The sequence below is a fragment of the Rhodobacter sp. NSM genome (assembly GCF_052244495.1).
Lineage (GTDB): Bacteria > Pseudomonadota > Alphaproteobacteria > Rhodobacterales > Rhodobacteraceae > Cereibacter_A.
The window spans coordinates 39,968-52,037 of the sequence record NZ_JBQPXH010000008.1; the positions used below are offsets into that span (position 1 = coordinate 39,968).

Below are 12,070 nucleotides of genomic sequence, written 5' to 3' on the forward strand. Positions count from 1 at the left end.
TCCGCGCGGCAATTCGACCGCGCTGGACCGGGACTGCGCACGATGCGGAAGAAGCCATTTCGATATTCCGACCTGCCCGGCTGGCCGGCGCTGCTCGGAGCGCACCTTGCTGCGGCCTATCTCGGACTCGATCCTGCCGACTTCGACCGTCTCGCGCGGCTGCTCGATCTGCCCCCGCCAAGGCTCCTCGCAGGCGAACAGCGTTGGCCGCGCGCCGCGCTTGACACCTGGATCTCGGGCGACGATACACCGGAACCCGCAGGCGCCGACAGGATCGCCGACGCGATCGCGCGCACGGCGGTGTGACGTGACGAAAGTTACCATCTCCCTGCCCGGCATTGACACGCAGCGCTATCGCTCGAGCAAGACCGGCCTCGAGCGGGTCAACTACTATCACAAGACTACGCGCACGCGGCTGCCCGACGATCCGACGAGCCCGGAGTTCCTCGCCATCATGAGGCAACTGGACGCCAAAGGTACGCGCAAACCCCTTCCCGCTGACCGCGCCCTCGGCCAACTGATCAACTTTACAAGGAATCGCCCGGGTGCCTCGAGTTGCGAGCGACCACGCGGTCCGAGTATGATCGCCACCTGAAGTATCTCGAAGCCCTGCGCGATCAGCCCGCCGCCGGCTTCGCGCAGGTCCATGCCGACGCGCTCAAGACGAAGTACATCGCCAAGGGACACAAGGAACCTGGCCATGTGGTCGTCCGGACGTTGTCGGTGCTCCTCAGCTACGCTGTCTTCCTGAAGTGGTTCGACCGCAATCCTCTGTTCGGCCTGACTGTCGGCGAGAAGCGCCGAAAGTCCGAGGTTGGACAACGTCCCTACGAGGAACACGAGATCGCCGCGTTCCGCGACGCGAACCCGCTCGGCGCCGGAGCCCGCCTGTCGTTCGAACTCGCCTTGTCGACAGGCTTCAGGATCGAGGATCTCCCGGAGGTATCTCGAGAGAGCGTCATCGCGGGACAGGTCACGATCATCACGCACAAGAGCGGGAGCCTCGTCGTGGCGCCGATCACGGAAATGGCGCGGGCAGCGCTCCTCGCGCTCGAGGATACCCGCCGTGCCCACATGGGCGCCGCTTTCGAACCATCGCGCTATGCGGTGTCGACCCTCGATGGCGGGAAGATCGCAAAGCGCCGGCTTTCGGGGGAGCTTCGGGACGCCTACATTGCGGCGGGTTTCGAGGAGGGGCAGCGGACGCATGGGCTCTCATACACTGCCGCTGTCCGCCTCTTCGAACTGGGCTTTCACTTCGACGACATCGCCGAACTTGTCGGTCATGCCGGAGCGGACATGACGCGCAAGTATCTCGTCAAGAAGCATCAGGCGAAGCTGGTCGGGGGTACCCGATCGATCCGAGATCCCGCCGCAAGACGCGCTGCTGGGCGATCGCAGCGGGCTAGCCTTGCCGTCCGAGAGGACGAGCAGGGAGCCTAGGATGAGACGATTGCCGATGCGCAAGATTGCAGAAGCCCTTCGCCTGAAGGTGGCCGGGTTGGCGACCCGGAAGATCGCGGCGAGCCTGAACTTGGGCCAGTCCACGGTCAGCGGGTTATCTCAAGCGCGCCGAGCGGGCCTGCTGCGCCGGGCCCTTCCGGATCGGCAGGCTCACAGAGCACCTCACCCATGCAGGGACCGGCGGAGAGGCGGCGTGGGTCCCTGGCCTTCAGGCGGTCAGTCCGCCTCCATCAGCCCAGCGCTGCTGAAGCCGCCGTCCACCGCGATGACCTGACCGTTCACATAGCCCGAAATCCGGTCGTCGATCAGGGTCAGGGCCATTGCGGCGATCTCGTCCACCGTGCCGTAGCGCCCCATCGGCACGCGCGAGACCCAGGTTCGGCGCGTGGCCTCGTCGTGCCAGCGGGCTGCCATCGGCGTCTCGACCGGGCCGGGGGCGATGGCGTTGACGCGGATGCCCTGTGGCGCGAGCTCGGTCGCGAGGATACGGGTCAGCGTGTTGACCGCGCCCTTGGAGGTGCCGTAGGCCGCCCGCCCGGTGCTGCCCTGAATGCCCGAGACGGAGGTGATGTTGACGATGGCCCCGCCCTTCATCCGGGCAGCGGCGGCGCGGGCCACGAGGAAGCTGCCGATCACGTTCACATCGAGGATGCGTCGGAACTGCGCGACCGTGGTCTCGGCGAAGGGCGTGTTCTGGCCGATGCCCGCGCAGTTGATGACGCCCCAGGGCGCGCCGAAGGCGGCGTCGAGCGCGGAGAAGGCCTCCTCGACCGCCGCCTCGTCGGTGATGTCGGTGGCCGCGAAATGGACGGCCGCGCCCGCGAACTCGGACGCCACCGCCTCGAGGGCGGGGCCCGCCAGATCCAGCACCCCCACGCGGTAGCCCTGCGCCACCGCCATCTCGAGGATGCCGCGGCCGATGCCCGAGGCCCCGCCGGTCAGGACGAGGCAGCGCCCTTCGCTCACAGCCATCGGCGGATGCTCTCGCACATGGCGCTCCGGGTGATGCCGTAGCGCTCCTGCAGTACGGGCAGGGTGCCCGCGTCGAGGAACCGGTCGGGCAGGGCGATCTGGCGCAGCTCGGTCGCAAGGCCCGAGCGGCCGATGAGGCTTGCCACCGCATCGCCGAGCCCGCCCACGATCGAGTGGTTCTCGGCCGTGACGATCAGCCGGCCGCCGCGGCGCACCTCGCGCAGGATGCCCATCTCGTCGAGCGGCTTGATCGTTGGCACATGGAGCACAGCCACGTCGATCCCGTCCGCTTTCAGGTCGCGCGCGGCATCGAGGGCGCGCATCGTCATGAAGCCGGTCGAGACGATCAGCACGTCATTGCCGCCGCGCAGGAGCGCGCTCTTGCCGATCTCGAACCGGTAGCCGTATTCGTCGAGCACCGAGGCCACATTGCCGCGCAGGATCCGGGCATAGACCGGGCCCGGGTGATCGGCGATGGCGGGCACCATCTGCTCGATCTCGCAGGCGTCGCAGGGGTCGATGATCGTGAGGTTCGGCATGGCGCGGAAGATCGCGATGTCGTCGGTGGCCTGATGGCTCGGGCCGTAGCCGGTCGTGAGCCCCGGCAGGCCGCCGATGAGCTTCACGCTGGCATGCTGCTCGGCCGCGGCCTGGGACATGAAGTCGTAGCAGCGGCGCGAGGCGAAGGTCGCATAGGTGGTGGCGAAGGGGATGAACCCCTCCTTGGCGAGACCGCCCGCCGCCGTCACCATGAGTTGCTCGGACATGCCCATCTGGTAGAAGCGGTCGGGAAACCGCTCGGCGAAGACATGGATGTCGGTATATTTGGCGAGATCGGCGCTCATGCCCACGATCTCGGGCCGCGTCTCGGCCAGCCTGATGAGGGCGCGGCCGAAGGGCATCGAGACGGTGCGGTGGCCCTCGTCGATCGAGGAGGCCGCGATGTCCGGCGCCTTCAGGGCAGGCGTGAGGTTTCCGAGGGCGGCCGTGGTCATTGGGCTCTCCTTGCGTCCAGCGCGGCATGGGCCTGCGCCCAGTCTTCGGGGTTCAGGCGGATGAAATGGCTCTTTTCGCGGCCTTCGAGAAAGTCCACGCCGGATCCCATCCGCGTGTCGCAGATGATGATCCGCGGCTGTGGCCCGGGATGTTCGCGCGCGCGGTCGAAGGCCGCGACGAGCTTAGGCAGGTCGTTGCCGTCCACCCGCTGCACGAAGAAGCCGAAGGCCTCGAACTTGGCCGAGACGGGCTCGGTGTTCATCACCTTCATGGAGGGACCGTCGGCTTGCACCTGATTGAAGTCGACGAGCGCGATGATGTTGTCGAGCCCGTAGTTCGCGGCCGAGATCGCCGCCTCCCAGGTCGGGCCTTCGGCCAGCTCGCCATCGCCCATCAGCGTGTAGATGAAGGATTTCGAGCCCTTGCGCTTCAGCCCGAGGCCCATGCCCACGGCCATCGGCAGGCCGAGGCCGATGGAGCCGCCCGACATCTCGGCGCCGGGCGTGTAGGAGGTCATGCCCGACATCGGCAGCCGGCTGTCGTCGGCGGCATAGGTGGTCAGTTCCTCCTCGGGGAAGTAGCCGGCCTCGGCCAGCACCGCGTAATGGGCGATGCCGTAGTGGCCCACCGACAGGAGGAAGCGGTCGCGCTCTTCCCAGTCGGGCTGGGCAGGGCGGACCTTCATCGCGTGGAAGTAGGCCACCGACAGCACATCGGCCACGCCGAGCGCCTGGGCGATGTAGCCCTGTCCTTGCGTCTCGGCCATGATCAGCGCATTGCGCCGCACCCGGTGCGCGCGCTCAGCCAGCCCGCTGTTGTGGAGGTGAGCCTCCTCGGTCATGTCGGTCTCCTTTCGTGTCAGCCGGCGACCGCCGCCGCGACGGGCAGGGTGGCCATATGTGATTTGGTGGCGGCGCCGGTTGCGCTTGCGCTCTGGCCGCTGTCGGCAGGCGGCCAGACGTTTGCCTCGGCAGAGGCGTCGAGGCGTGCAGCGGCGGCTCCGGGCCCGGGCTGGAGGCCGGGGCGGGGAATCATCTCCTCCGGCACGATCAGAGGAACCCGGTGGAGATCGCCGGCACCGCCGCGATCACGATCAGGCCCGCCATGAGGGCCGCCACGTAGGGCCAGACCGCGTGGATCGCGCTGTCGGGCGAGACATTGCCGATGCGGCAGGCGAGGTAGAAGCCGATGCCGATGGGCGGGGTCATGAGGCCGATGTTCATCGCGACCACGATCACCATGGCGTAGTGCACCTCGTTGATGCCCATCTGATGCGCGATGGGGAACATGAGCGGCGACATCAGCACGAGTGCGGGCAGCCCCTCGAGCACGCAGCCGAGCACGAGGAAGATCGCGATGGAGAGGACGAGGAAGGTGGGCGCGCCGCCCGGCAGGCTGATCGCGAAATCCGCAAGCGTCTGGCCCACGCCCGCCTGGGTGATGGCCCAGGCCATCGAGAGGGCGGTGCCGAGAATGAGCAGGATCGCCCCGCTCATGGCCGCGGTCTCGACCAGCATCCGGTAGAGTGCGCGGAGGCTGAAGCCGCCATACATCAGGCCGCCGATCACCAGCGAATAGACCACCGCGATGGTCGAGACCTCGGTTGCGGTGGCGGCCCCCTCGGCCACGGCGGCGCGGATCAGGAAGGGCAGGACCAGCGCAGGGGCGGCGAAGACCAGCAGGCGGATCACGTCGCCGAAGCGCGCGCGGCGCACCCCTTCCATGTTCTCGTGCCGCGCCCGCCAGCGCGCCAGCGCCATCAGCGACAAGAGGAGCACGATGGCCACCACGAAGCCCGCCGAGAAGAGCGCGGCGATCGAGATGCCCGCGACCGATCCGAGCACGATCAGCACGATCGAGGGCGGCACGGTGTCGGCCATCGCGGCGCCGGTGGCGAGCTGCGCCACCATCTCGTTCGGCTTGTTGCCGCGGCGTTTCATCTCGGGAAAGAGCGCGGGCGCAACGGCCGCCATGTCCGAGACCTTCGAGCCCGAGATCCCCGACACGATGAAGAGCGAGACGAGGAGCACATGCGACAGGCCCGCCTTCACATGGCCGAGGAGCGAGGAGAGAAAGCCCACGATGGCCTTGCCCATGCCGGTGGCATCGAGCACGCAGCCCAGCAGCACGAAGACCGGCACCGACAGGAGGATCACCCCCGACATGCCCTCGTCCATGCGCCCGACCATGACATAGGTGGGGATGTGGGTGGCAAAGAGCAGATAGCTCAGCGTGCCGAGCCCGAAGCAGAAGGCAATGGGCACGCCGGCAAAGAGGCAGGCGCCCACGATCACCACGAGGAAGAGCGGCAGCGCGGTTGCACCCATCGCGATGAACTGGGGCGAGAGGGCCCAGAGGCCGAGCGAGATCAGCACGATCGCCCCCACCGAGATCGCCACATCGGCAAGCCGACTCGAGCGGAAGAGATGCATGACCAGAAGCCCCAGCATGGCCAGCATGCCCACGGGGATCGCGGCGACGCGGTAGGTGTTCGGAATATGCAGCGCCGCGGTGGTGATGAACCACTCCTCGTAGGCATATTCGAAACTGTCGCGCATCAGCGCCACGAGGAAGGTGCCGACGATGACCATGGCGAAGGTCTCGACGAATTCCTCGGCGCGCCGCGGCAGCATCCGGACGAAGAGCGTGAGCCGCAGATGCTCGTTGCGGTCGAGCGAGATCGCCGCTCCCAGCATCGCGAGCCAGATGAAGCAGATCGAGGCCGCTTCCTCGATCCAGATGATGGGCAGGTTGACGAGATAGCGCGAGACCACCCCGGTCAGCAGCAGGCCGATCACCGCCACCAGAAGCAGGGCCGCGATCGCCTCGACCGGCCGCATGAAGCGCGAACCCGGCCGCGCCGAGTCGTTCTCGCTGAGGTCTCCCACGTGGAACTCTTCTGCTGTTGTCATGTATCTGCCCGGTCTGGTGTCATCGGGAAAAATGCGCGCGGCCCGTTCCGGCCGAGGGGGCCGGACCGGTCGGTCCTGCGCGATGGGCGTCTTCGCCCGGGCGGAGAATCAGGCCAGCGAGCCCGAGACCTGCTCGAGGAGCGCCCAGGCCTCGTCGCCGTAGGTGCTGCGCCATTCGTTGTAGAAGCCGGCCTCACGCAGCTTGTCGCGGATGGCGGCGGTGTCGGGCTTGTTGAAGATCAGCCCGTCCTTTTCCAGCTCGGTCTGGAGCGTCGCATTGAGCCGGGTCAGATCCTCGCGCTGGTCGAGCGCGGCCTGGTTGATGTTGCGGGCGACGATCTCCTGGAGGTCGTCGGGCAGCGCCCGCCAGGCCCGCGGGTTGGCGAGCATCCAGAAGCCGTCCCACATGTGGTTCGTCATCGAGCAGTAGGTCTGCACCTCGTAGAGCTTGCCAACGTCGATGGTCGACAGCGGGTTCTCCTGAGCATCCACTACGCCCGTCTGCAGCGAGGTGTAGACCTCGTTCCAGTTGATGCTGACCGGGGCACAGCCGAGCGCTTGGAACATCGAGGTCCAGAGCGGGCTGACCGGCACGCGGATCTTCAGCCCTGCGAGATCGTCCGGACCCTCGATCGGGCGGCTGGAGGTGGTGATCTGGCGGAAGCCGTTGTTGAAGATCCGGTCCATCACCTCGAGGCGGTTGGCGCGGATCTGCTCGCGCACATAGGCGCCGAGCTCGCCGTCCATCGCCTGCCAGACCTGCTCGATGTCCTTGAAGGCAAAGCCCATGCCGTTGATCGAGGCCACCGGCACCAGCGACGACAGGATCAGACCCGACAGCGTGAAGAATTCCACCGCACCCGACCGCACCTGGTTCAGCGTGTCGGTGTCGGAGCCGAGCTGGTTGTTCGGGAAGATCTTCAGCTCGAACCGGCCGTCGGTCTCTTCGGAGATCCGCTTCGCCGCGGCCTCCATCTGGGTGTTCATCGGATGGCCGACGGGGAAGTTGTTGGCATATTTGTAGGAATATTCGGCGGCATGGGCCATGCCCGGCCGAAGGAAGGGGGCGGCGAGCAGCACGCCACCTGCGGTCGCGACGAAACGGCGACGGTTGATCGTCATGTGGATCCTCCCGGTGATGTTGCGCGCCCCCTTTTGGTCCTCCGGGCGCGGTGGTCGCTCGACCGACGGGTGGTCCCGCCGCGGCTTTACTATCCATATCATGGGCATGAAATTCGTATCAATGCGAGAAAGCAAAATAATATTGTTGTTTAACAGTGCCTTTAGAGTATCATATGCTCCACAATGTGGAGTTATTTAGCGGGAATCGGTGATGGATGAATCCTCCGGCAGCCAGAGCATCGACCGGGCGGCGGCGCTTCTCGCGCTCGTGGCCGAGCGCCACGAAGAAGGTGCGACGCTGGCAGAGCTGGTGCGGCGCACCGGGCTCAAGCAGCCCACCGCGCGGCGGCTGCTGGTGGCGCTGATCCGGGCGGGGCTGATCGAGCAGTCCGAGGCCAGCCGGCGCTACCACCTCGGCGTCTCGACCTACCTTTACGGCACCATCGCCGCGGACCGCTTCGCCGCCCACAGCCTCGCGGACGAATCCGTGCGCCGTCTGGCCGAGCGGTCGGGCGACACCGCCTTCTTCTCGGTCCGGCAGGGCTACAGCACCCTCTGCCTGCTGCGCGAGGAGGGGCCGCATCCGATCCGCTCGCATGTGCTCAACATCGGGCAGCGACACCCGCTGGGTGTCGCCGCGCACGGGATCGCGATCCTCGCCTGTCTGGGTGATGCGGACGTCGATGCGGTGATCGAGGCGAACCGGGGCTATTACGCCAGCCACTATCCGATGCTGACCGAGCAGGTGCTGCGCGCCCTCGTGGCCGAGACGCGCAAGCGCGGCTTCGCGATCAACCGCGGGATCTTCCACCAGGGGGCCTGGGCCATCGGCATCGCGGTGCGCGGGCCGACCGGCGCGGTGATCGGGGCGCTCTCGATCGGTGCCATCGAAAGCCGGCTGAACGACGAGCGCCAGCCCGAGATCATGGCCATGCTGAAGGCCGAGGCCCGCAAGCTCGAGGCGCGCGTGGCCGCGGTGGACATGCAGGGACGCACAGGCGCCTCGTCCGCGGGCGAGGCGAAGGAGGGGCCCCGGACCGGCCGGGGCCGCGAGAGGAGTCAACGACATGCAGCATCAACGTGACGCCCGCGGGCGCCAGCTCGTCCATCCCGGTCCGCCGCACCCGGACCGGATCGAGAGCTTCGCCGACGGGCTCCTGCGCGGCGAGATCGTGCTGCCCGCGGGCGCGGTGCTGATCGAGGCGGTGGCGGCGGGCCTCGCGCCCCTGGGCCTGCGGAGCGCGGCGCTCGATCTTCGGGGCCTCGTGCTCGGACCGATGAACTTCGTGATGCCCACCTATTCCCGCACGCCCGATCACGTCGCCTATTACAGCGAGACGCACCATCGCCCCGGGCCGGTGCGGGTCGGCACAGGCACGGCCACCTACGGCGCCCGCGACGGCGCGCCCTTCCTGCATGGCCATGTGCTCTGGCAGGATGCGGACGGCACGGCCATGGGCGGACATGTGCTGCCGCTCGATTGCCGGATCGCCGAGGACGGCACCATCGGCTTCGCCGGGGCCCGCGAGGTGGCGATGGAGGCGCGCCCCGACGCCGAGACGAACTTCACGCTCTTCGGGCCGGTGGCGGGCGCGCCCTCCGGGGGCGATCTGATCGTCGCCCGCGTGCGGCCGAACGAGGATCTGGTCGAGGCGCTGGAGACCGTCGCCGCCCGCCACGGCATCCGAGAGGGGCGGATTCTCAGCCTGATCGGCAGCACGGTCGGCGCGCGCTTCGAGGACGGGCTTGCAATCGACGAAGTGCCGACGGAAATTCTCGGTCTGAACGGCCACTTCGGCGGGGACGCCGCGGCCGGCACGCGCCTCGACCTCGAGATCGCGTTGATCGACGCGCTGGGGCGGATCCATCGCGGCCGTCCGAGCCGCGGCGAAAACCCTGTCCTGATCTGCGCCGAGGTCTTCATCGAGCGGCTGAAGGCCGCCCAGGAGGAATGACGGATGACCCGCTACACCGCCTCGCACTGGGGCATTTACGAGGTCCATGCCGATGAGGCCGGAGAGCCCCGGCTCGCCGCGCTGACGGGCGACCCCGATCCGTCCGAGATCGGGCTGCATCAGCTCGACCCCGCGATCCTCGACACCCGCGTGGCCCGGCCCGCCGTGCGCAAGAGCTGGCTCGAGAAGGGCCCGGGGGCGGATCCGCATCTGCGCGGCAAGGAGCCCTTCGTCGAAGTGTCGTGGGAAACGGCGCTCGATCTGGTCGCGGCCGAGGTCGAGCGGGTGCGCCGCACCCATGGCAACGAGGCGATCTTCGGCGGCTCCTACGGCTGGGCCAGCGCGGGGCGCTTCCACCATGCGCAAAGCCAGGTGCACCGCTTCCTGAACACGGCCGGAGGCTATGTCTGGCATACGGCCTCCTATTCGCTGGGGGCGGCCCATGTCATCATGCCGCGCATCGTCGCGCGAATGGACGAGCTCATGTCGCAGCACACGACCTGGGACGTGATGGCTGAGCATACCGAGCTGTTTGTCACCTTCGGCGGCGTGCCGCGCAAGAATGCGCAGAGCTCGCCCGGCGGGGCGGGCTTCCACCGCGTGACGCCGGGCCTGTATGCCATGGCCGAGGCAGGCGTGCGCTTCATCAACATCGGCCCCTGCGAGGACAATCTCGATCCCGTCTGCCAAGCGGAATGGATCCGGTGCCGGCCGAACAGCGACACGGCACTGATGCTGGCGCTGGCGTGGCAACTGGTGGCCGACGGGCGGCACGACACGGGCTTCCTCGCCACCCATTGCACGGGGTTCGACCGGTTCCTGCCCTACCTTACCGGCGAGGCGGACGGGGTGGCCAAGACGCCGGACTGGGCCGCGCCGCTGACGGGCGTGCCGGCCGAGCGGATCGTGCGCCTCGCCCGCGAGATGGCCGATCACCGCACCATGCTCAACATCGCCTGGTCGCTGCAACGGGCCGAGTTCGGCGAGCAGCCCTTCTGGATGTTCGTGACGCTCGCGGCCATGCTGGGCCAGATCGGCCTGCCGGGCGGCGGCTTCGGCGCGGGCTACGGGCCCGCCAACACGATGGGCACGCCGCACCGCAAGCTGCCGGGCCCGACCCTCTCGCAAGGAATGAACCCGGTCGCGCGCTACATCCCCGTGGCGCGGATCGCCGACATGCTGCTGAACCCCGGGGCGGAGTTCCTGCACGACGGCGCGCGGCGCACCTATGCCGACATCCGCATGATCTACTGGGCGGGCGGCAATCCCTACCACCATCATCAGGACCTGAACCGGCTCGAGACCGCGTGGCAGAAGCCCGAGACCATCGTGATCCACGAGCCCTTCTGGACCGCCTCGGCCAAGCGGGCCGACATCGTGCTGCCCGTCACCACCGCGATGGAGCGGAACGATCTCGGCTATTCCTCGCAGGAGGGGTTCCTCGTGGCCATGCGCCAGATCCGGCCGCCCTTCGCCGAGGCGCGCAACGATTACGACATCTTCCTCGCGCTGGCCGAGCGGCTGGGCCTTGCGGAGCCCTTCGGCGAGGGGCGCGACGAGATGGGCTGGCTGCGCCATCTCTACGGCCAGATGCGGGGCCGCTGGGCGGAGAAGGGCGTGACGATCCCCGAATTCGAGACCTTCTGGGAGGAGGGGCTCGTGGATCTCTCCTCCGAGGCGGCGCCCGTGGTGATGTTCGAGGCGTTCCGCGCCGATCCCGAGGCGCATCCGCTCTCCACCCCCTCGGGGAAGATCGAGATCTTCTCGGAGGCCATCGCCTCCTTCGATCTCCCGGACTGCTCGGGCCACCCGGAATGGCGTGCGCCGCGGGAATGGCTGGGCGCGCCCGGGCGGGCGGAGGGCATGCTGCACCTGATCTCGGACCAGCCGTCGCAGAAGCTGCACAGCCAGCTCGACATGAGCCCGCACAGCCGCGGCGCCAAGCAGGACGACCGCGAGCTCGTGCATGTGAACCCGGTCGACGCGGCCCGGCGCGGCCTTTCGGACGGCGACGTGGTGGAGCTGTTCAACAGCCGCGGCCGCTGCCTCGGGGCCGTGCGGGTGAACCCGGCCGTCATGGAGGGCGTGGTGCGGATGGCGACCGGCTCCTGGTATGATCCGCAGCCCGACGGCCTTGAGAAGCACGGCAATCCCAACGTGCTGACGCAGGACGTGGGAACCTCCTCGCTCGCTCAGGGCTGCGCGGCTCAGTCCTGTCTCATCGAGCTGCGGGGTCCGATCAATGCCGAGGTGCGGGTCACGGCCTTCGACCGCCCGGAGCTGCTGACCGCCTGACCTGCAGATCGAATGGCTCTACGGAAAGCATGCAAGCCTCCGCGGTCCGCGCACCATACGATCACTCTCGGGGGCCAGATCGAAGACCGAAGAGATACAGGGTCGTGGCCAACCTCCCTCAGGACGAGGCCTTCGCCGCCTTTCCTTTTCCTCAGGATTTTCTCGGTGAGGACTAGGCTTGCTGCGCCTCGCCGGCAAGTCCTTACCTTGGATATCCCACGCCGCGGAATGCGTCGGAACAGATGTTCCTTTCATGGGCAAAAGGAAGGGCGAACAGCAAGGGAACTGGAAGCCCCGCTCGGGCGGACCTGATCGAATGAGCCAAGGGTCTTGACGAAGACGACCCCGTTACCC

Annotated in this window: 10 protein-coding genes; 5 read left to right on the forward strand and 5 right to left on the reverse strand. The window is 67.9% G+C overall.

The window, feature by feature from the left end:
• The first annotated feature begins 42 nt into the window (after positions 1-42).
• On the forward strand, positions 43-306 hold the full coding sequence (locus ACTVZP_RS15360; protein ID WP_443213042.1) for a hypothetical protein: 264 nt from the start codon (positions 43-45) through the stop codon (positions 304-306).
• A 249-nt stretch (positions 307-555) separates the two neighbouring features.
• Entirely contained in the window at positions 556-1,443 is an 888-nt protein-coding gene (locus tag ACTVZP_RS15365; RefSeq protein ID WP_443213043.1) for a site-specific integrase, read from the forward strand.
• A gap of 237 nt (positions 1,444-1,680) precedes the next feature.
• On the opposite strand, the gene ACTVZP_RS15370 is transcribed toward ACTVZP_RS15365, so the two are convergent.
• The 5 genes from ACTVZP_RS15370 to ACTVZP_RS15390 all read right to left on the reverse strand — a co-directional run bounded on the left by ACTVZP_RS15370 (position 1,681) and on the right by ACTVZP_RS15390 (position 7,466).
• On the reverse strand, positions 1,681-2,436 hold the full coding sequence (locus ACTVZP_RS15370; protein WP_443213044.1) for an SDR family NAD(P)-dependent oxidoreductase: 756 nt from the start codon (positions 2,434-2,436) through the stop codon (positions 1,681-1,683).
• Entirely contained in the window at positions 2,427-3,431 is a 1,005-nt protein-coding gene (locus tag ACTVZP_RS15375; RefSeq protein WP_443213045.1) for a transketolase family protein, read from the reverse strand. Before ACTVZP_RS15375 ends, ACTVZP_RS15370 begins: the two co-directional genes overlap by 10 nt.
• The gene (locus tag ACTVZP_RS15380; protein ID WP_443213046.1) at positions 3,428-4,273 is read right to left on the reverse strand and encodes a transketolase; all 846 of its coding nucleotides are present in this window, start codon (positions 4,271-4,273) and stop codon (positions 3,428-3,430) included. Before ACTVZP_RS15380 ends, ACTVZP_RS15375 begins: the two co-directional genes overlap by 4 nt.
• Positions 4,274-4,481: 208 nt before the next feature.
• A complete protein-coding gene (locus ACTVZP_RS15385) occupies positions 4,482-6,344 on the reverse strand; it encodes a TRAP transporter large permease (RefSeq protein WP_443213047.1) in 1,863 nt (620 codons plus the stop codon).
• 108 nt (positions 6,345-6,452) lie between these two features.
• Entirely contained in the window at positions 6,453-7,466 is a 1,014-nt protein-coding gene (locus tag ACTVZP_RS15390) for a TRAP transporter substrate-binding protein (protein ID WP_443213048.1), read from the reverse strand.
• 211 nt (positions 7,467-7,677) lie between these two features.
• Between ACTVZP_RS15390 and ACTVZP_RS15395 the strand changes: the two genes are divergently transcribed.
• Genes ACTVZP_RS15395 through ACTVZP_RS15405 form a run of 3 tightly spaced genes read left to right on the forward strand, consistent with a single transcriptional unit; the run spans position 7,678 to position 11,716 of the window.
• Positions 7,678-8,550, forward strand: coding sequence for an IclR family transcriptional regulator (locus ACTVZP_RS15395; protein WP_443213049.1), 873 nt, complete (start codon positions 7,678-7,680; stop codon positions 8,548-8,550).
• Complete coding sequence (locus tag ACTVZP_RS15400; protein ID WP_443213050.1) at positions 8,534-9,421, forward strand: PCC domain-containing protein; 888 nt, start codon at positions 8,534-8,536, stop codon at positions 9,419-9,421. Before ACTVZP_RS15395 ends, ACTVZP_RS15400 begins: the two co-directional genes overlap by 17 nt.
• A gap of 3 nt (positions 9,422-9,424) precedes the next feature.
• Complete coding sequence (locus ACTVZP_RS15405; RefSeq protein ID WP_443213051.1) at positions 9,425-11,716, forward strand: molybdopterin-dependent oxidoreductase; 2,292 nt, start codon at positions 9,425-9,427, stop codon at positions 11,714-11,716.
• The last annotated feature ends 354 nt before the right edge of the window (positions 11,717-12,070 follow it).

Coding starts and splice junctions, on each gene's coding strand:
- ACTVZP_RS15360 (WP_443213042.1), top strand. CDS start 43: ATGCGGAAGAAGCCATTTCGATATTCCGACCTGCCCGGCTGGCCGGCG.
- ACTVZP_RS15370 (WP_443213044.1), bottom strand. CDS start 2,436: ATGGCTGTGAGCGAAGGGCGCTGCCTCGTCCTGACCGGCGGGGCCTCG.
- ACTVZP_RS15375 (WP_443213045.1), bottom strand. CDS start 3,431: ATGACCACGGCCGCCCTCGGAAACCTCACGCCTGCCCTGAAGGCGCCG.
- ACTVZP_RS15380 (WP_443213046.1), bottom strand. CDS start 4,273: ATGACCGAGGAGGCTCACCTCCACAACAGCGGGCTGGCTGAGCGCGCG.
- ACTVZP_RS15385 (WP_443213047.1), bottom strand. CDS start 6,344: ATGACAACAGCAGAAGAGTTCCACGTGGGAGACCTCAGCGAGAACGAC.
- ACTVZP_RS15390 (WP_443213048.1), bottom strand. CDS start 7,466: ATGACGATCAACCGTCGCCGTTTCGTCGCGACCGCAGGTGGCGTGCTG.
- ACTVZP_RS15395 (WP_443213049.1), top strand. CDS start 7,678: ATGGATGAATCCTCCGGCAGCCAGAGCATCGACCGGGCGGCGGCGCTT.
- ACTVZP_RS15400 (WP_443213050.1), top strand. CDS start 8,534: ATGCAGCATCAACGTGACGCCCGCGGGCGCCAGCTCGTCCATCCCGGT.
- ACTVZP_RS15405 (WP_443213051.1), top strand. CDS start 9,425: ATGACCCGCTACACCGCCTCGCACTGGGGCATTTACGAGGTCCATGCC.